The sequence below is a fragment of the Pseudomonas sp. HMSC066A08 genome, from assembly GCF_001813025.1.
In the GTDB taxonomy this organism is placed as follows: Bacteria; Pseudomonadota; Gammaproteobacteria; order Pseudomonadales; family Pseudomonadaceae; genus Pseudomonas; species Pseudomonas aeruginosa.
Map to the genome: position 1 here is coordinate 271,010 of NZ_KV811299.1, position 19,232 is coordinate 290,241.

Genomic DNA, 19,232 nt, shown 5'->3' on the forward strand with positions numbered 1-19,232 from the left:
TGGCGGTATCGGCGGATAACGCCGTTGGCGTTATGCGCCCTACGGGAGGCGGGACCACCGGAGCGTAGGGCGAACAACCGTGTGCGGTTATCCGCCGTGGCGGAGACCGGGTGCAGCGCCGGAGAGCGTCGCTGTCCTCAGGAGGGCAGGGCGTCGCCCTGGCGGCGACGGTCGCGTTCGCCGACCCAGTAGGCGATCAGCTCGCGCAATTGCGACAGCTCCACCGGCTTGGCCATGTGCCCGTCCATGCCGACCAGCCGCGCGCGTTCCTTGTGTTCGCTGAGGATGTGCGCGGTGAGCGCCACCACCGGGGTATGCGGGCGCTGTTCGTGGGCTTCCCAGGCGCGGAGCTGCTCGGTGGCGGAGAAGCCGTCGAGAACCGGCATCTCGCAGTCCATCAGCACCAGGTCGTACTGGGTCGCCTTCATCGCGCTGAGCGCTTCCTGGCCGTTGCTGGCGGTGTCCGGCTGGAGGTTGAGCTTGTTCAACATGCCGCGGATGACCTTGGTGGAGATGCTGTTGTCTTCGGCGACGAGGATCCGGAAATCGCTCGGCAGGCTCGGCGCCTGCGCTTCCTTGGCCGGTTGCAGGTAGTTGGTGACGCCGCTGACGCCGCGCTGGGCGAGTTCGTCGGCGAGGGTCGCCTTCAGCGTGTAGCCGGCCACCGGCTTGGCCAGGATGCGCTTGATCCCGGCGTTGCGGGCGATGATCTTGCTCGGCGCGTTGCTGATCCCGGTGAGCATGATCAGCAGGATGTCGTGGTTGAGGTTGGGGTCTTCCTTGATCTTCGCCGCCAGTTGCATGCCGGTCATGCCGGGCATGTCCTGGTCGAGCAGGACCACGTCGAAGTACTCGCGCAGGTGCGCCTTGGTGCGCAACTGGGCCAGCGCCTCCTTGCCGGACGACACCGCGCTGACGTTCAGGCCCCAGCCGCTGCACTGCTGCACCAGCACCTTGCGGCAGGTTTCGTTGTCGTCCACCACCAGCAGCCGGGCGCCCTGCAGCGGGCCGTCGAGATCGGCGGTGGGGTTCTCCAGCTGCTGCGGGTCGAGCGGCAGGGTCAGCGACAGGGTGGTGCCCTGGCTGCTGCCGGACTGGATGCCGAACTCCCCGCCCATCAGCCGCACCAGTTGGCGGGCGATGATCAGGCCGAGGTGGCTGCCGAGCTTGCTGGCGGAAAGGAAGTCGCCGCTGTGCAGCTCGGCGGTGAGCAGCGCCTCGCGCTCCTTGGCGTCGAACGGGTGGCCGCTGTCCTGCACGGCGATGCGCAGGCGCGGCGTCTCGCCTTGGTCGTCGAGGGCCACCACCAGCAGGATCTCGCCTTCCTCGGTCTGCTTGAACGCGTTGTCCAGCAGGCTCAGGACCACCTGGCGCAGGCGCGTCGGATCGCCGCCGATGACCCGCGGCACCTGCGGCTGGGTGAAGCTGATCAGCTCGATGCGCTGTTGCTCGGCCTTGACCCGGAAGATATCCAGGCAGTCCTCGATCAGCGCGTTGAGGTCGAACTGCACTTCGTCCAGCTCGATCTGCCCGGACTCCAGCTTGGAGATGTCGAGGATCTCGTTGATCAGCGTGAGCAGCTCGTTGCCGGCGCTGTGGATGGTCTGCACGTAGTCGCGCTGCTTCGCCGACAACGGGGTGCCGAGGAGCAGTTCGGTCATCCCCAGCACGCCGTTCATGGGCGTGCGGATCTCGTGGCTGATCTTGGCCAGGAACTCGGCCTTGGTCTGCAATTCCGCGGTGTGCGCCGCCTCGCTGGTGCGCTGTTGCAGGTTGAGCTGCTGGATCAGCCGCTGGCGTTCGGTGAGCGAGACGCTCAGGACCAGCCCGGCGAGGGTGGCGAAGCTGAACACGCCGAGCACCAGCCAGCCCGGATCGAGTTGCTTGGTGCCGAACAGTACCGGCAGGAACACCATGAAGCCGGCGTTGAACACGATCATCCCGGCAACGATCAGGCGCGCCGGCTGGTAGCCGCGATACCAGTGCCAGGCCGCGACCAGCGGGACGCTGAGCGAACTGAGGATCACCAGCAGGTAGATCAGCCAGCTGAACCAGAGTTGCTGGGTGAAGGCGATGATCGCGCCGACCGCCAGGATCAACAGCGCCTCGCCTTGCAGGAGGCGGTTCAGGCGGCTTTCCGCAGTGCCGCGGAAGAAGCTGCAGGCGAACCACAGCAGACTCACCGCGGCGCCGAGGGCGCCGAGGTCGGCGGTCAGCGACTGGTTGAACTTGAGTCCCGGCAGCCAGAACGCCACCAGCCCAAGGTTCGCCGCGGCGCAGACCGCCAGCGCCGCGTGCACCGCCGCCAGCCACAGGCTGCTGGCGCTGCGCGAGTAGGCGAAGCGGATCAGGTTGTACATCAGCAGCAGGAGCATGCCGCCGAGCAGCATGCCGAACGCGTAGGCGGGCTTCTCCAGGCCGACCAGGCCGGCTTCGTTGATCTGGTCGAACCAGGCCATCAGCGGATGGTTGGAGGTCATCCGCACGTACAGGGTCATCGGCCTGCCGTCGACCGGCAGCGAGAACAGGTAGGAGCGCGAGGGCAGCGGGCGCTCCTGGAACGGTCGCGACTCGCCGGTGTGCTGGTCCCGCACCAGTTGCCCGTCCTGCACCAGGTAGTAGTCCAGGTACTGCACCCGCGGGGCGAAGATCCACAGCCAGCTCGGCACCTTCTGCGCGGGAAGCTGGACTTGCAGCCAGACCGCCTGGGTGCTGGCGGGGAAGATGAAGGAGCGCTTGGCCAGTGGGCGGAACTGCTCCTTGCGCTGGAGGACGTCGGCGATCCGCAGTTGCGCGCTCTCGTCGCGCAGCAGGCGCCAGTTCTGGTTGGCGCTGGGGGTAGTGGCGGTGGTTTGCAGGGGAACGCTGGAAACGCCGGAGTCGTCCGCGACCGCCGGCGACATCGGACCGAGCAGAAGCAGCAGGAAGCTGACGAGTAGTCCTATGGCGATCCGAAGCCGTACCACGGCGAAGTCCCTTCGAAGGTGAATGGCCGGATTATAGACAAGTGGCCGTGGCAACGGCATAGGCCGCGGAAGCGCCGTGCAGCGCCCGCGGCCTCGGGCCGGGTCAGGACTCGCCGCGCTCGCGGGCGATGGCACGGTAGCCGATGTCCTTGCGGTAGAAGCAGCCGTTCCAGCGGATCTTCTCGGCCAGGCGATAGGCCTGTTGCTGGGCGGCGGACACGCTCTCGCCGATGGCGGTAGCGCAGAGCACGCGGCCGCCGGAGGTGACCACCTGGCCATCCTTCAGCGCGGTGCCGGCGTGGAACACCTTGCCGTCCAGCGCGGCGGCCTCGGCCAGGCCTTCGATGACCTCGCCCTTGGCGTAGTCGCCCGGATAGCCGCCGGCGGCCAGTACCACGCCTACGGTCGGACGCGGGTCCCAGGTCGCCTCGACCTTGTCCAGCGCCTTGGCCAGGGCGGCCTCGACCAGCAGGACCAGGGAGGACTCCAGGCGGACCATGATCGGCTGGGTTTCCGGGTCGCCGAAGCGGCAGTTGAATTCGATGACCTTGGGCGCGCCGCTCTTGTCGATCATCAGGCCGGCATAGAGGAAGCCGGTATAGACGTTGCCTTCCTCGGCCATGCCGCGCACCGTCGGGTAGATCACTTCGTCCAGCACCCGCTGGTGGACCTCGGCGGTGACCACCGGTGCCGGCGAGTAGGCGCCCATGCCGCCGGTGTTCGGCCCGCTGTCGCCATCGCCGACGCGCTTGTGGTCCTGGCTGGTGGCCATCGGCAGCACGTTCTTGCCGTCGACCATGACGATGAAGCTGGCCTCCTCGCCATCGAGGAACTCCTCGATCACCACGCGCGAGCCGGCGTCGCCGAAGGCATTGCCGGCGAGCATGTCGCGCACGGCGGCTTCGGCTTCGTCCAGGTTCATGGCGACGATCACGCCCTTGCCCGCGGCCAGGCCATCGGCCTTGATGACGATGGGCGCACCCTGCTCGCGCAGGTAGGCCAGGGCCGGCTCGACCTCGGTGAAGTTGCGATAGGCGGCGGTGGGAATCCGGTGGCGGGCGAGGAAGTCCTTGGTGAAGGCCTTCGAGCCTTCCAGCTGGGCGGCGCCGGCGGTCGGGCCGAAGATATCCAGGCCGCGCTCGCGGAACAGGTCGACCACGCCTGCCACCAGCGGCGCCTCGGGACCGACGATGGTCAACTGGACGTTCTTCGCGGCGAAGTCGGCCAGTTGCTCCAGGGCCAGCACGTCGATGGCGACGTTCTCGCACTTGGCCTCGGTGGCGGTGCCGGCGTTGCCCGGGGCGACGAAGACCTTCGCCACGCGCGGGTCCTGGGCGACTTTCCAGGCCAGGGCATGTTCGCGACCGCCGCTGCCGATGATGAGTACGTTCATGGGGTTCTCCTGGCGCAACGGCGGGTAACGCGCCGCGTTATCCGCCCTGCGTGAAATTCGTGGGTAGGGCGGCCGACCGCATCGCGCTCAGCCGCCGTGATACTCAATGGCGGAAATGGCGCATGCCGGTGAACACCATCGCGATATCCGCCTCGTCGGCCGCCGCGATCACTTCGTTGTCGCGCATCGAGCCGCCCGGTTGGATCACCGCGGTGATGCCGGCCTTGGCCGCGTTGTCGATGCCGTCGCGGAACGGGAAGAAGGCGTCGGAAGCCATCACCGCGCCTTTCACTTCCAGGCCAGCGTGCTCGGCCTTGATCGCGGCGATGCGGGCGGAGTTGACCCGGCTCATCTGGCCGGCGCCGACGCCGACGGTCTGGCGGTTCCTGGCGTAGACGATGGCGTTGGACTTGACGAACTTGGCCACCTTCCAGGCGAAGATCAGGTCGTGGATCTCCTGCTCGGTGGGCGCGCGGCGAGTGACGATCTTCAGGTCCTCGGCCTTGATCATGCCGATGTCGCGACTCTGTACCAGCAGGCCTCCGTTGACCCGTTTGAAGTCCCAGCCCGGGGCGCGCTCGGCCGGCCATTCGCCGCATTCGAGCAGGCGTACGTTGGCCTTGGCGGCGACCACCTCGCGGGCGGCGGCGGAAATCTTCGGCGCGATGATCACCTCGACGAACTGGCGCTCGACGATGGCCTTGGCGGTTTCGCCGTCCAGTTCGCGGTTGAAGGCGATGATGCCGCCGAACGCCGATTCGCTATCGGTGGCATAGGCCAGGTCGTAGGCCTTGCGGATGCCGCCTTCGTCTTCCGGCACCACGGCGACGCCGCAGGGGTTCGCATGCTTGACGATCACGCAGGCCGGCTTGAGGAAGCTCTTCACGCATTCCAGGGCGGCGTCGGTGTCGGCGACGTTGTTGAACGACAACTCCTTGCCTTGCAACTGGATGGCGGTGGAGACGCTGGCCTCGCCCTTCTTCGCCTCGACGTAGAACGCCGCGCTCTGGTGCGGGTTCTCGCCGTAGCGCATTTCCTGGGCCTTGACGAACTGGCTGTTGAAGGTGCGCGGGAAGGCGCCGCGGTCGGCGGTGCCCAGGGTGTCGCGGGTCTGGTCGATGGTACCCAGGTAGTTGGCGATCATGCCGTCGTAGGCGGAAGTGTGCTCGAACGCCTTGAGGGCCAGGTCGAAACGCTGGGCGTAGGTCAGGCCGCCGGCCTTGAGGGAGTCGATCACGGCGGCGTAGTCGCCGGCATTGACCACGATGGCGACATCCTTGTGGTTCTTCGCCGCCGAACGGACCATGGTCGGCCCGCCGATATCGATGTTCTCGATGGCGGTAGGCAGGTCGCAGTCGGGCCTGGCCACCGTGGCCTCGAAGGGATACAGGTTGACCGCCACCAGGTCGATCGGCTTGATGCCGTGCTGCTCCATGACCGCGCCGTCCAGGTCGCGGCGACCGAGGATACCGCCATGCACCTTCGGGTGCAGGGTCTTCACCCGACCGTCCATCATTTCCGGGAAGCCGGTGTAGTCGGCCACTTCCACGGCAGAGATGCCGTTGTCCCGGAGCAGCTTGTAGGTGCCGCCGGTGGAAAGGATTTCCACGCCGAGGGCGACCAGCTCACGGGCGAAGTCGACGACGCCGGTCTTGTCGGAAACGCTGATCAGCGCGCGGCGGATGGGCAGGCGGGTGGTTTGGTCGGTCATTGCAAGGGTCCTGAGGGCTGGCTTCCGGCCGCGGGTGCCGGCCGGGACGCGCGCCCTTGGCCGGAGCCCGCCGCCGCTCTTAAAGAAGGTCGTATTGCTTGAGTTTCTTGCGCAGGGTCCCGCGGTTCAGGCCGAGTAGCTCGGAGGCCTTGGTCTGGTTCCCCTTGACGTGGTTCATGACGGTTTCCAGCAGCGGCGCTTCGACTTCGCAGAGCACCATGTTGTAAACGTCCGTGACCGGCTGCCCTTCGAGGTGGGCGAAGTAGTTGTGCAATGCCTTCTCCACGCTGTCGCGCAGGGTCTGCCCTTCTTGCGTCGGCGTGGTGAGGTGCTGTTTCAGGTTGGCGTTGTCGCTCACGGGCGTTGTTCCACTCACTAAAGTCTCGGTCGTCATCGTTGTCATGCGGCCACCCCTGTTCCGTTGTTCTGGCGCTCGGCGAAGAACTGCCTGACGCTGGCGCACTGCGCATCCGTGTCCTGCAAACGATTGAACCGGGCGCGGAATTCCCTTGCGCCCGGCAGAGTCGCGAGATACCACCCCACATGCTTGCGGGCGATCCGCACACCCATTTCTTCCCCATAAAAAAGGTGCAGCTCCGCGAGGTGTTCGAGCAGGATGCTCTGCACTTCGGGAAGCGGCGCCGCCGGCAGGTGCTCGCCGGTCCGCAGGTAATGGTCGATCTCGCGGAAAATCCACGGTCTTCCCTGGGCGGCCCGACCGATCAGCAGGGCATCCACCCCGGTCTGCTCGATGACTTTCCTGGCCTTTTCCGGCGAATCGATGTCGCCATTGGCGAACACCGGTATCGACACGGCCTGCTTGATCGCCGCGATGGTCTCGTACTCCGCCTCCCCGGTGTACAGGTCGGCGCGGGTCCGGCCATGTACCGCAAGAGCCTGGATCCCCGCCTGTTCGGCGAGCTTCGCGACGGTGACGCCGTTACGGTTGTCCCGGTCCCAGCCGGTCCGGATCTTCAGGGTGACCGGTACGTCGACCGCCCTGACCACGGCATCGAGGATCTCGGCGACCAGCGCCTCGTCCCGCAGCAGGGCGGACCCCGCTGCCTTGTTGCATACCTTCTTCGCCGGGCAGCCCATGTTGATGTCGATGATCTGCGCACCGAGTTCCACATTGCGCTGCGCGGCCTCGGCCAGCATGGCCGGATCGCCGCCGGCGATCTGCACCGAGCGCGGCTCGTCCTCGCCATCGTGGATCAGGCGCAGGCGCGACTTGCGGCTGTTCCACAGGCGGACGTCGCTGGTCACCATCTCCGATACCACCATCCCGGCGCCAAGGCGACGGCAAAGCTGACGGAACGGACGATCGGTCACCCCGGCCATCGGCGCGAGGATCAGTCTGTTGGGCAGTGTATATGGGCCGATGCGTACCACCGACATGGGGCTTCCCTGTCTTGCGGTGCTGCGAAAAAAGGGAGGGCATGATACCCGCTCTGGATGACCGGATAAAGGCTGTTTTGGATAAATTCTGAACAGCCGGTTCCTTAGTTCTTACAGTTGGAAGACGAGCGGCACTTGCGCCTGGCGCTCCGCGCGAGCGGGTGGGCGTAGCGGCCCGGCGGCGACCGGCGAGGTCCTTCCGGTCACTCCGGGGAATGGAAGCTCAGGCTGTAGTTCACCGCCTTCGGGCCCGGGTCGAGGATGTCCAGCGACACGTGGATCGGTACCTGTGGCGGCATTTCCGTCCGTCCGGCCAGTTCGCCGCCGAGGTACTCGCCGGGCTTGAAGCGGCGATTGGCGATGAGGTGGCCGTTGAGGTCGGCGAAGCGCAGTTCCAGCAGCGGGAACGGCTGCGAGAAGCTGGCGCGGTTGTAGATGATCGCGTCGACCACCAGTGCGCCGCTGAATTCGGGATGGCTGCGGACCACCAGGTTGCTGCTCCTGATCTGTTCCACGTCGACCTTGGAGGGAAGGGTGCAGCCGATTTCCGGGCAGAGCTGGGCGAACCAGGGGCGGTAGGCGTCCTGGCGCGCCAGCTCGTCGAAATGGTAGGCGACGTACTGTGCGGCGAGACCGCCCAGCGCCAGCAGGATCAGCAGCAGCCAGCCGAGACGCCGCGGCCATTGGCGCCGGGGCTTCTCCCAGGCCAGTTGCAGCGGCTCGTCGCGCAACTGGTCGAGACTCTCGACCGGCGCCTCGTCCGGCTTGCGGGCGCTGCCCAGGGGCGCGACTGACTGTTCCTCGGCGCTTTCCTCGTCGTCTTCATCCAGGGCGCTCAGTCCGTTGCGGCGCTTGCCGAGGCTGGGCTGGTCGTCATCGTCGTCATCGAGGCTGAGGCGAAGTTCCGGCGGATCCTCGGCGCGGCGCAGCGGCACGAAGGATACCCGCTCTTCCGCCAGCGGTTCGCCGAGGCTCGGTTCCTGGCGCGGATTGCCGCGCGCCGGCTGGGCCGGTTCGGCATCGGCGATCAGCGCCTCGGCCCAGCGCTCGTCGTGTGGATCGCGTTCGTCGTCGCGGCGCGCCAGCAGGCTTTCCGCCGGTCGCGGGGCCTTCTCGATGCTGGAGAACTCCTGGTTCAGCTCGAACTCGTCGAGCTTGGCCAGTTCCTCGTCGAGGTTGAGGCTGTCCAGGTCGAGATCGTCATGGATCCACAGGGTTTCGTCGCGCGGGCGCGCTGCCGGGGGCGCGGCCGAGGTGGCGGCCGCGACGCTTGGCGCGGGCGGCGGAGCGGCGGCCGGCTTCGCTTCGGCTGCCGAAGGAGCGTTCGCGCGCGGCGCGCCACCGACCTGGTGTTGCAGGGCGTTGAAGACTTTCAGGCAGGTGCCGCAGCGGACCGCGCCATTGGCGGCGCCCAGCTGCGCGTCGTTGACGCGGAAACTGGTGCTGCAATGGGGACATTGGGTGATGACGCTTTCGCTCATGCGGCGATCCGTAGGGAAAATCCGGCGGCTAGTCTACCCCAAGCTTCTTGCACGAAGGCAGTGGGGCGGGATCAGTGGTGGCTGGCGGTGCGCCATCAATCGGCGCGGCGGCGGCCGCTGATGCGGATCCAGCCTTCGCGCTCGGCGGTCGGGTCGAGATCGAAGTGTGCGGAGTAGGCCTCGCGGACCTCGTCGGCCTGCTCGGCGAGGATGCCGGACAGCGCCAGCAGGCCGCCGGGACGTACCAGGCCGGTCAGTTGCGGGGCGAGGGAAACCAGCGGGCCGGCGAGGATATTGGCGACCAGCACATCGGCCTGTCGCTGCGGCAGGTCCGCCGGCAGGTAGACAGGGAACCGCGCGGGCTCGATACCGTTGCGCGAGGCATTGTCGCGCGAGGCTTCCAGGGCCTGTGGATCGATGTCGGTGCCGACCGCCCGTTCGGCGCCGAGCAGCAGCGCGGCGATGGCGAGGATTCCCGAGCCGCAGCCGAAGTCGAGTACTTGCCGGCCGGCCAGTTCCTGGCCGTCGAGCCATTCCAGGCACAGCGCGGTGGTCGGGTGGGTGCCGGTGCCGAAGGCCAGGCCCGGATCGAGCAGCAGATTGACCGCGCCAGGCTCGGGAGCGGCGTGCCAGCTCGGCACGATCCACAGGCGGCGGCCGAAACGCATCGGCTGGAAGTTGTCCATCCAGCTGCGCTCCCAATCCTGGTCGGCGATTTCCTCGACATGGTGCTCGGGCAGGTCGCCGCCGGTAAGCAAGGCGAGGTGGGCGAGCAGGGCGGTCTCATCGGTGTCCGCTTCGAACAGCGCCAGCAGGTGGGTGCGCGACCACAGTGGGGTGGTACCGAGGTCCGGCTCGAAGATCGGCTGGTCTTCGGCGTCCATGAAGGTCACGGAGACGGCACCGACTTCGAGCAGGGCGTCTTCGTAGGTTTCGGCCTGTTCCGGAGTGATGGCCAGGCGAACTTGTAACCAGGGCATGGGGCGACCTCTGTTGCGGCTGTAAACGAAACGGGCCGCCCAGGGGCGACCCGTTTTCCACCGCGCAAGCTTACTTGAGGCTAGCCGGCGCTGCCACTCTCTGCCGTGGCCTCGCCGCGCAGTTGCGCCAGGCCGCGATTGGCCAGGTGGCAGGTACCGCCGCCGAGCACTGCCGGCAGCAGCAGGTTGAGCAGCGGCACCAGCGCCAGGAGCAGTATCAGCAGGCCGAACAGCAACAGGCTGCCGCGGCGGGCACGAAGCACGGCGAGCTGCTCGCCGGCATCGGCCAGCCCGGCCAGCGCGGCGGGCAGCAGGAAGCGGATGTTCAGGTAGGCCAGCGCCAGCAGCAGGAGTACACCGTTGTAGAGCGGAACCAGCAGGCCGACCAGGATCGATCCGGAAACGCCCAGCCAGGGCGCCAGGCGGAAGCCGGCGGCACGCCACAGCGAGATCCTTTCGCCGGAGGCAGGTGCCAGTCGCGGGTAGCGTTGGCGGACCTGTTCCTTCAGTTGTCCGAGCAGGCCGATGCGCAGGCCCAGGCGGATGCCGAAGACGATGCTGGCGGCGTACAGGGCGACGAAGAACAGCGCGGCATAGCCGACGAAATAGAACGCCAGTTGCGCCAGTCCCGCCAGGCCGTTGAAGGCCGCCAGCGGATCGAAGTACGGGCCACCGCTGCCGGCCTCGATCAGCGAGCCGCTGGGGATCAGGGCGAAGTTGGCCACGCTGAATGCCGTGTACAGCGCGGCCCAGCCGCAGAGGCGGATGATCGGTTCGAAGAAATGCACGAACAGCCAGGTGCAAAGCACGCTGACGAGAATGCACAGGCCCGAGGAGCGGAAGAGGGCGGCGGGTTGCAGGCTCTCCCTGAAACCCAGGGTGAAGCAGGTCGCGGCCTCGGTCGCGGCGGCCAGCGATTGGCGGTACCAGCGGCGGATGCGTTCCATGCAGGAGTCCGGTGGTGGAGGGGCGGCGAGGATAGCACCGTTGGGGCGGCCGGCAGGCGGAAACGACAAGGGCCGCCCGGAGGCAGCCCTTGTGCGCAGCGACTGACGGATCAGTGCTTGTCCATACCCAGTTTCTTCTCCAGGTAATGGATGTTAACCCCGCCCTTGCAGAAGGCGGCGTCGCGCACCAAGTCCTTGTGCAGTTCGGTGTTGGTCTTGATGCCGTCGACGATCAACTCGTCCAGGGCATTGCGCATCCGCGCCAGCGCCTCGTCGCGGTCGGCACCGTAGGTGATGACCTTGCCGACCAGCGAGTCGTAGTTCGGCGGCACGCTGTAGCCGCTGTAGAGGTGCGAGTCGACGCGCACGCCGTTGCCGCCGGGGGCGTGGAAGTGCTTGACCTTGCCCGGGCTGGGCATGAAGGTCTTCGGGTCTTCGGCGTTGATCCGGCATTCCAGCGCATGGCCGCGGATGACCACGTCCTCCTGGCGGATCGAGAGCTTCTCGCCGGAGGCGATGCGCAGCATCTCCTTGACGATGTCGACACCGGTGACCATCTCAGATACCGGGTGCTCCACCTGCACGCGAGTGTTCATCTCGATGAAGTAGAAGCGGCCGTTCTCGTAGAGGAACTCGAAGGTGCCGGCGCCGCGGTAGCCGATCTCGATGCAGGCCTGGACGCAGCGGGCGAAGACTTCCTGGCGGGCCTTCTCGTCGATGCCGGGGGCCGGCGCCTCTTCGATCACCTTCTGGTGGCGGCGCTGCAGGGAGCAGTCGCGGTCGCCGAGGTGGATGGCGTTGCCCTGGCCGTCGGAAAGCACCTGGACTTCCACGTGACGCGGGTTGGTCAGGAACTTCTCCAGATAGACCATCGGGTTGCCGAACGCCGCGCCGGCCTCGGTGCGGGTCAGCTTGGCCGACTTGATCAGCTCGGATTCGTCGTAGACCACGCGCATGCCGCGCCCGCCGCCGCCGCCGGCGGCCTTGATGATCACCGGGTAGCCGACCTCGCGGGCGATCGCCAGGGCGGTCTCTTCATCTTCCGGCAGCGGGCCGTCGGAGCCCGGCACGGTGGGTACGCCGGCGCGCTTCATGGCGTCCTTGGCCGAAACCTTGTCGCCCATCAGGCGGATCACCTCGGCGGTCGGGCCGACGAAGGTGAAGCCGGAGCGTTCGATCTGCTCGGCGAAGTCGGCGTTCTCGGCGAGGAAGCCGTAGCCGGGGTGGATCGCGGTGGCGCCGGTGACCTCGGCCGCGGCGATGATCGCCGGGATCTGCAGGTACGACTGGGTGGCCGGGGCCGGACCGATGCACACCGATTCGTCGGCGAGCGACAGGTGCATCAACTCGCGGTCGGCGGTGGAGTGTACCGCCACCGTCTTGATCCCCAGCTCCTTGCATGCGCGAAGGATGCGCAAGGCGATTTCGCCGCGGTTGGCGATCAGCACTTTTTCCAACATCGCAGGTTCCCCGCGGCTTAGACGATGGTGAACAGCGGCTGGTCGAACTCAACCGGCTGGCCGTTCTCCACCAGGATCGACTCGATGGTGCCGCTAACTTCGGCTTCGATGTGGTTCATCATCTTCATGGCTTCGACGATGCACAGGATGTCGCCTTTCTTCACGCTCTGGCCGACTTCGACGAAGTTGGCCGAGGTCGGCGAGGCGGCGCGGTAGAAGGTGCCGACCATCGGCGAGCGAACCACGTTGCCGTTCAGCTTCGGCGCGGCCGGGGCGCTTTCCGCGGCAGCGGCGGCCGGAGCGGCGGCTGCCGGCGCCGGCGCGGCGACCGGAGCGGCGAAGGCCGGAGCCTGTGCGTACACCGGCTGGGCGGCGGTCTTGCTGTGGCGACTGATGCGTACCGACTCTTCGCCTTCGCGGATTTCCAGCTCGTCGATACCGGACTCTTCCAGCAGCTCGATCAGTTTCTTGACTTTACGAATGTCCATTAGCGCTAGCACTCCCAGTGAGGTCAGGGGCGTTGAAGTTGTTCAAGGGCGGATTCCAGGGCCAGGCGGTAGCCTGTGGCGCCGAGACCGCAGATCACCCCTACCGCCACGTCGGAGAAGTAGGAGTGATGCCGGAAAGGTTCACGTTTGTGCACGTTCGACAGGTGCACTTCGATGAATGGGATGCTCACCGCAAGCAGCGCGTCACGTAACGCGACGCTGGTATGGGTGAATGCCGCCGGATTGATGATGATGAAGTCCACGCCTTCGTCGCGCGCGGCATGGATCCGGTCGATCAGTTCGTATTCGGCGTTGCTTTGCAGATGCAGCAGGTGGTGGCCGGCTTCGCGGGCGCGACGCTCGAGGTCCTGGTTGATCTGCCCGAGGGTGGTCGAGCCGTAGGTGCCGGGCTCGCGGGTGCCCAGCAGGTTCAGATTCGGCCCGTGCAATACGAGGAGGGTCGCCATTGTCTTGTTGATTGTCCTGTACAGGCTGCAAACGGCAAGCGGGCACTATGCCGGAATTTCCGTATGACTGTCCAGTCACTGTTAGATTGCAGTAGATCGCCGCATGTTGACCGGCAATTGCGGCAGAAGTATGTCAGCGCATGTCACTGCCGGGTAGCGGCCCGGCGCAGTCGTTCGGCGAGCCCGGCGGCGTCGATCTCTCCGATGACGCGCAAGTCGCTCCATTCGTCACCGCCCGGGGCGAAGAACAGGATCGCCGGCGGACCGAACAGGTTGTAGCGGTCCAGCAGGCCGCGCTGGGCCGGGTTGCTTTCGGTGATGTCGAAGCGCAGCAGGCGGTAGGCCGGCAGTCGTGCCTGCACCGTGGGATCGGTGAGAACCTGGCGCTCGATGACCTTGCAACTGATGCACCAGTCCGCATACCAGTCCAGCAGCACCGGCTTGCCGGCCTGGCGTGCCTCGGCCAGGGCGGCGTCCAGCTGCGCCGGGGTGGTCAGGTTCTGCCATTCGCCGGGCGTGCTCGGCGGCCCGGCGTGGATCGACGGCACCGAGCGGCCCAGCGGATGGATCGGGTCCGACTCGCCCTGCAGGGCGCCGATCCAGGCGGCCACCGCGTAGGTCAGGAACATCAGGCCAAGCAGTTGCAGCAGGCGGCGTGCGGCGCTCTTCGCGGTGAATTCGAGGGCGCCCAGGGCCAGGCCGGCGCCGCCGGCGAGCATGCCCCAGAGCATCAGCGCCACCGGGCCGGACACCACCCGCTCCAGCAGCCACACGGCGACCGCCAGCAACAGCACGCCGAAGGCGTTGCGCACGCCGTTCATCCAGGCTCCGCTCTTGGGCAGCAGGGCGCCGCCGCCGGCGCCGAACACCACCAGCGGCGTACCCATGCCCAGGCCGAGGGCGAACAGTTGCAGGCCGCCCCCCCAGGCATCGCCGCTGGCGCTGATATAGAGCAGCGAGGCGGCCAGCGGGGCGGAGACGCAGGGCGAGACCAGCAGGCTGGAAAGCACGCCGAGGGTGGCCGCGCCGAGGATCGAGCCGCCGCGCGCGTCGCCGGCCAGGCGGTCGAGCGGTTCGCGGATGAAGCCGGGCAGGCGCAGCTCGAAGAAACCGAACATGGCCACGGCGAACAGCGCGAAGAACGCCGCGAATGGCACCAGCACCCAGGGCGACTGCAATTGCGCCTGGAGATTGAGGCTGGCGCCGAACATGCCCATCAGCGCGCCGAGCAGGGCGAAGCAGAGCGCCATCGGCAGCACGTAGGCGAGCGACAGGACGAAGCCGCGACCACCGCCCGGCCGGCCGCGCAGGACCACTCCGGAGAGGATCGGCAGCATCGGCAGCACGCAGGGGGTGAAGGTCAGGGTCAGGCCGGCGAGGAAGAAGAACAGCAGGCTGCGCTTGCCCTTGTGCTCGAGCGGGCCCTTGCTGGCAGCGTCGTTCGCGGCTGGCATCGCGGCACCGCCGTCGATGTCGAAGCGCTTGGTTTCCGGGGGGTAGCAGAGGCCCTTGTCGGCGCAGCCCTGATAGGTCACCACCAGGGTATAGGGCTGCCGGGCCGGGTTGTTCAGGGGAATCTCCAGGTCGACGATGTTGTAGTAGACCTCGGTATCGCCGAAGTACTCGTCGTGGTGCTGCTTGCCCGCCGGCAGTTGCACCTGGCCGAGGCTGACCTGGGCTGGCTCGACCTTGAACTGGAAGCGGTGGCGGTAGAGGTAGTAGCCCTCGGCGTTGACGAAGCGCAGCAGCACGTGCTGCGCGTCGCTGCGCTCGACGCTGGGCTTGAACGCCTGGTCGACCTTGAGGAAGTCGCCGCCATCGAGGCCGCCGCCGAGGGAGGCGCCGGGACGGCTGTCGAACAGGCCCGCGCCGGCGGGCAGGGCGACCAGCAGGAGGATCAGGGTCAGCAGGCGGCGCATGGATATCTCGTCGGATCAAAAGCCGGAATGATAGCGGAAAGCCGGGCCCGATCGAGCCCCGTGCGGCTGATCAGGTCCTGTCCCGGTCCCGCTGAGCGGAATCCGACCGGCCCCGCGCCAGGCGGTTCCCCTGGCGCCTTGCGGCACGTCGCCGCAGGGTCACAGGCGGAAGGCCAGCACCGTGGTGCGCAGGTCGCCGCCGAGTTGCCGCAGTTGCTCGCCCTGTTCGCGGCTATGGCCGATCAGCCGCAGGTTTTCCCCGCCCAGGGCGTGGATGCGTTCGCTGTGCGAGCGAATCTCGCCGACCGCCTGGCTCTGCTGGGTCGAGCCTTCGGCGATGCGCTCGGCCATCACGCCGATGGTATGGATCGCGGCGACCACTTCGTCCAGCGCGCCCTCCGCCGCGCCGGCCTGTTCGGCGGTGCGTTCGGCATGCTCGACCTGCCTGCGCATGGCCTCCACCGATTGCCGCGCGGCCTGTTGCAGGCGGCCGATGAGCTGCTGGATCTCCTCGGTGGCGCCGGCGGTGCGCTGGGCCAGCGAGCGGACTTCCTCGGCGACCACGGCGAAGCCGCGGCCCTGGTCGCCGGCGCGCGCGGCCTCGATGGCGGCATTGAGGGCGAGCAGGTTGGTCTGTTCGGCGATCGAGCGGATCACCGTCAGCACGCTGCCGATGGTCGCCGACTCCTCGGCCAGGCGCTCGATCGACTGGGCGTTGCCTTGCACCTCGTCGACCAGCTCGCGCAGGCCGCCCAGGCTCTCGCCGATCACCCGCTGGCCGTGTTCCACTGCCTGGCCTGCGCTGCGGCTGGCGTCGGCGGTCTGGCTGGCGTCTCCGGCGACCTGCTGGATCGCCGCTTCCATGTCGCCGAGGGCGTCGCGGATCTGCCCGGTATCGCCGGCCTGGCGCTCGACCCCGGCGTGCAGGCCGCTGCTGACCTCGGCCAGGGTCTGGCTGCTGCCGGCGACCTGTTCGGCGCGGCGGTGGATCGCGCCGACCAGCTCGGCGAGGAAGCTGCGCAGGCGGTTCAGCGAGTCTTCCAGGTTGCGCAGGTCCTCGGTGCGGGTACGCAGGGATATGGGGCGCGAGAAGTCGCCGTCGGCCCATGCCGAGAGCGCCGGCACCAGTTGCCCGAGGACTCGCGCCAGGCGTCTTTGCAGGCTGTCGATGGCGAGGGCGATGAGCAGGATCAGGGCGATCATCCCACCCTGGATCAGGCGTACCTGGCCTTGCAGGCGCTGGCGTTCGCCGCGCACCTGGGGTTCCAGGGTGGCCAGGGCCTGGCGCACCGCGTCCAGTCTGGCGCCGGTGTCGGCGGACAGTTGCTGGCGTCGCTCGATCAGGTCGCGGGTGCGGCGCAACTCGCCCGGATAGCGTTGCAGCAAGCTGGCGAGTTCGCGCCGCAGCGCCACGCCGCGGTCTTCGGCATTGCCGGCGCCAGCCTCGGCGTCGCCGGCCAGCCCCATCATGGCGGCGAAGTCGTCGCTGGCCGAGCGCTGTTCGTCGAGCACGCCGAGCAGCGGCAAGGCCTCGATCCGCCCGGCCTGCTCGCGCAGGTTGGCCAGTTCGCGCTCGACGTCGCCGGCCAGGGCCGGGTTGGCGCTTTCCACCAGCTTGGCGCGGGCCAGGCTGAGGCGGGTCAGGTGCAGGCTTGCGAGCAGCAGCGGGGTGCGGTAGGCGCCGGCCTGGGGCTGCTCCGCCGCGGCGTCCAGGTAGGCAGACCATTGTTCCAGGTTGCCGGCCAGGTCGCGCTCGGCCTGCAGCAGCAGACCCTGCGGGTCGCCGGCGAGCTTGCCGGCGGCGAGCAGGTCGCCGGCGCTGAATTCGCGCAACTCCGCGAGGCTTGGCGCGAGGGTCCGGGCGAGGTCTGGCGGTAGCTCCGGCAAGGCCTCGGCGAGACTTTCCAGGGCTTGCAGCGCGGCCTGCTGGCGCACGGCGTCGCCGCTGCCGAGGTACTGGCGGATGTTGCGCGCGACCTGTTCGTCGAAGCGCTGCGACAGCTCCAGGTACTGGTCGAGCAACTGGAAGGGGCGCTCCATGGCGCGTTGCGACCACCACAGGGTGATTCCCAGGGCGAGGCAGACGGTGAGCAGGAGCAGGGTGTTGAGGTTGGTGAGTTGCTTGAGGCGCATGGCGAGTCTCGTCCGACTACGGAACGGCGAGACCGCAGGTTATTTCCGTTCGGTTACCGGCTGATGACGAAAGGCCATTAGCGAGCGTCGGGACGATATACCTCGATCCGGTTGCGCCCGCCGTGCTTGGCCCGGTACAGCGCTTCGTCGGCCTGCTTGGCCATGCTCTTGATATCGAGGTCCGGGGTCAGCTCGGCGATGCCGCAACTGAAGGTGCAGCGCAGGTCGGTCGGTTGCGCCGGGTAATGGATCTCGGCGAAGCGCTGGCGAATCTCGTCGAGCACCAGGCGCGCGGCGTCCAGGTCGGTGTCCGGAAGGACCACGGCGAACTCTTCGCCGCCATAGCGACCGATGTGGTCGGTCTTGCGCAGGCGTTGCTTGAGAAACAGCGCCAGGCCCTTGATCACCCGGTCGCCCATGGGGTGGCCGAAACGGTCGTTGACCTGCTTGAAGTGGTCGATGTCGAGCATCGCGAAGCTCAGCGGACGGTCATCGCGACGTGCGCGCAGACGGGCGTCCTCGAGCAGTTGCAGGGTATGGGTGTGGTTGTACAGGCCGGTCAGGCTGTCGCGCACCATCCGCGCCTTCAGGCTGCGCGCGCGGCTGGCGCGGGTGCGCACGGTGGCGATCAGGTGGCGCGGGCGGATCGGCTTGGTGAGGAAGTCGTCGCCGCCTTCGCTCATGGCGTCCAGCTGTTTGTCCAGGTCGTCCTCGGCGGACAGGTAGATGATCGGCACACTGACGTGGCGCTCGTGCTGGCGGATCACCTTGGCCAACTCGGTGCCCAGGCATTCGGGCATGTACATGTCGAGGATGATCAGGTCGGGCTGGAAGTCGCTCAGCTCGGCCATCACCGACAGCGGCTCGGTGAGCGCGCGGGTGATGATCCCGGCGCTGTTGAGGACCATCTCGGTGTGCAGCGCCTGGGCCCGGGAGTCGTCGACGATCAGTACCCGATAGGGTTCGTAGAAGCTCAGGCGGCTGAGGGTCTCGATCTTTTCCAGCACGCTGGAGGCGTCCAGGGTGCCGGTGAAGAATTCCTGGCCGCCGGCGCGGGCTGCGGCCAGGCGGGTCGGGGTGTCGGTCTCGCTGTCGCTGAAGAACAGCACCGGCAGCTTGTGTTCGAGGCCGGCCTGGGCCTCGCTGGCCAGTCGCAGGCCCATGTCGGGGCCGGCGAAGTCGACTTCCATGACGATCGCCGCCGGGTAGCGTTCGCGCATGCTGGCGCGGAAGGCGTCGGCGGTCTCGCAGCTCAGCGCCTGCAGACCGAAGAACTCCAGTTGCTGGGCCAGGCGCTCGGCGCGTTCGCGGTCCTTCAGTGCCAGGTAGACCGGTTTGCGCAATGGCGGCAGGACGGTGTGCTCGAGCTGGTCGCCATGCCGCAGGCCGGTGCGCGACAGGCGCTGCATCAACTGGTTGAGTTCGCTGATCGACTCGCTGGAAAGCCGGCCGCGGTTGGCCTCGACGATGTCCAGGGTGCGGTCGATGGCACCGGCCAGCTGGGCATGCTCGGCTTGCTCGAAGCGTTCGGCGTAGCGCTGCAGGCGCAGGGTGGCGTCGGCCAGTTCTTCCATGCCATCGCTGTTCCACTCCGCGCGGGTCAGGCGTTGCCAGACCTCCAGAACCTGGCGCGCCTGGTTGATCACTCGCTGGGCGAAGTGGTGCTTCAGGCGGTCCAGGGTCGGGTCATCGTGCTCGGTCATCATGACGCGCTTCTTTCGTGGTCTTCGCGGCAGAGCGTCGCCGCGAATGATGGCTCTATGCTATCACCTATCACCATGAAAGCCAGCGGCCGTTGGGCGGCTGACGAGAGGAGCCTTTTCTTTTCCAAATGTCATCCCCACCTGTTGGTGGGTGCCTTTGTGCGACGGACTACGGCATGCTTATGC

Annotated in this window: 14 protein-coding genes; all 14 read right to left on the reverse strand. The window is 67.5% G+C overall.

Features of this window, described 5'->3' with window-relative positions:
• Positions 1 to 137: 137 nt before the first annotated feature.
• Positions 138 to 2,966, reverse strand: a complete 2,829-nt coding sequence (gene retS / locus HMPREF2886_RS15030) for a hybrid sensor histidine kinase/response regulator RetS (protein WP_039027779.1) — start codon at positions 2,964 to 2,966, stop codon at positions 138 to 140.
• A gap of 103 nt (positions 2,967 to 3,069) precedes the next feature.
• Positions 3,070 to 4,359, reverse strand: coding sequence for a phosphoribosylamine--glycine ligase (gene purD / locus HMPREF2886_RS15035; protein ID WP_042170542.1), 1,290 nt, complete (start codon positions 4,357 to 4,359; stop codon positions 3,070 to 3,072).
• 103 nt (positions 4,360 to 4,462) lie between these two features.
• The gene (gene purH, locus HMPREF2886_RS15040) at positions 4,463 to 6,070 is read right to left on the reverse strand and encodes a bifunctional phosphoribosylaminoimidazolecarboxamide formyltransferase/IMP cyclohydrolase (RefSeq protein ID WP_033977129.1); all 1,608 of its coding nucleotides are present in this window, start codon (positions 6,068 to 6,070) and stop codon (positions 4,463 to 4,465) included.
• 79 nt (positions 6,071 to 6,149) lie between these two features.
• Entirely contained in the window at positions 6,150 to 6,473 is a 324-nt protein-coding gene (fis, locus tag HMPREF2886_RS15045) for a DNA-binding transcriptional regulator Fis (protein WP_003121116.1), read from the reverse strand.
• Positions 6,470 to 7,468 carry a tRNA dihydrouridine synthase DusB gene (dusB, locus tag HMPREF2886_RS15050; protein WP_033967955.1) on the reverse strand — a complete coding sequence of 333 codons (999 nt, stop codon included), beginning with the start codon at positions 7,466 to 7,468 and terminating at the stop codon, positions 6,470 to 6,472. The genes fis and dusB overlap by 4 nt, the downstream gene beginning before the upstream one ends.
• 203 nt (positions 7,469 to 7,671) lie before the next feature.
• A complete protein-coding gene (locus HMPREF2886_RS15055; RefSeq protein ID WP_033967956.1) occupies positions 7,672 to 8,949 on the reverse strand; it encodes a DUF3426 domain-containing protein in 1,278 nt (425 codons plus the stop codon).
• A gap of 95 nt (positions 8,950 to 9,044) precedes the next feature.
• Positions 9,045 to 9,929, reverse strand: coding sequence for a 50S ribosomal protein L11 methyltransferase (gene prmA / locus HMPREF2886_RS15060; RefSeq protein ID WP_033967957.1), 885 nt, complete (start codon positions 9,927 to 9,929; stop codon positions 9,045 to 9,047).
• 80 nt (positions 9,930 to 10,009) lie between these two features.
• On the reverse strand, positions 10,010 to 10,876 hold the full coding sequence (locus tag HMPREF2886_RS15065; protein ID WP_033967958.1) for an EI24 domain-containing protein: 867 nt from the start codon (positions 10,874 to 10,876) through the stop codon (positions 10,010 to 10,012).
• 110 nt (positions 10,877 to 10,986) lie between these two features.
• Positions 10,987 to 12,336, reverse strand: a complete 1,350-nt coding sequence (gene accC / locus HMPREF2886_RS15070) for an acetyl-CoA carboxylase biotin carboxylase subunit (protein ID WP_003095391.1) — start codon at positions 12,334 to 12,336, stop codon at positions 10,987 to 10,989.
• A gap of 17 nt (positions 12,337 to 12,353) precedes the next feature.
• Entirely contained in the window at positions 12,354 to 12,824 is a 471-nt protein-coding gene (accB, locus tag HMPREF2886_RS15075) for an acetyl-CoA carboxylase biotin carboxyl carrier protein (protein ID WP_003110495.1), read from the reverse strand.
• Positions 12,825 to 12,847: 23 nt separating this feature from the next.
• A complete protein-coding gene (gene aroQ / locus HMPREF2886_RS15080) occupies positions 12,848 to 13,291 on the reverse strand; it encodes a type II 3-dehydroquinate dehydratase (protein WP_003095385.1) in 444 nt (147 codons plus the stop codon).
• A gap of 143 nt (positions 13,292 to 13,434) precedes the next feature.
• On the reverse strand, positions 13,435 to 15,210 hold the full coding sequence (locus HMPREF2886_RS15085; RefSeq protein WP_033977131.1) for a protein-disulfide reductase DsbD: 1,776 nt from the start codon (positions 15,208 to 15,210) through the stop codon (positions 13,435 to 13,437).
• 159 nt (positions 15,211 to 15,369) lie between these two features.
• Positions 15,370 to 17,343, reverse strand: coding sequence for a methyl-accepting chemotaxis protein CtpL (gene ctpL / locus HMPREF2886_RS15090; RefSeq protein ID WP_070747736.1), 1,974 nt, complete (start codon positions 17,341 to 17,343; stop codon positions 15,370 to 15,372).
• 77 nt (positions 17,344 to 17,420) lie between these two features.
• Positions 17,421 to 19,049, reverse strand: a complete 1,629-nt coding sequence (gcbA, locus tag HMPREF2886_RS15095) for a diguanylate cyclase GcbA (RefSeq protein ID WP_033967962.1) — start codon at positions 19,047 to 19,049, stop codon at positions 17,421 to 17,423.
• Between the last annotated feature and the right edge of the window lie 183 nt (positions 19,050 to 19,232).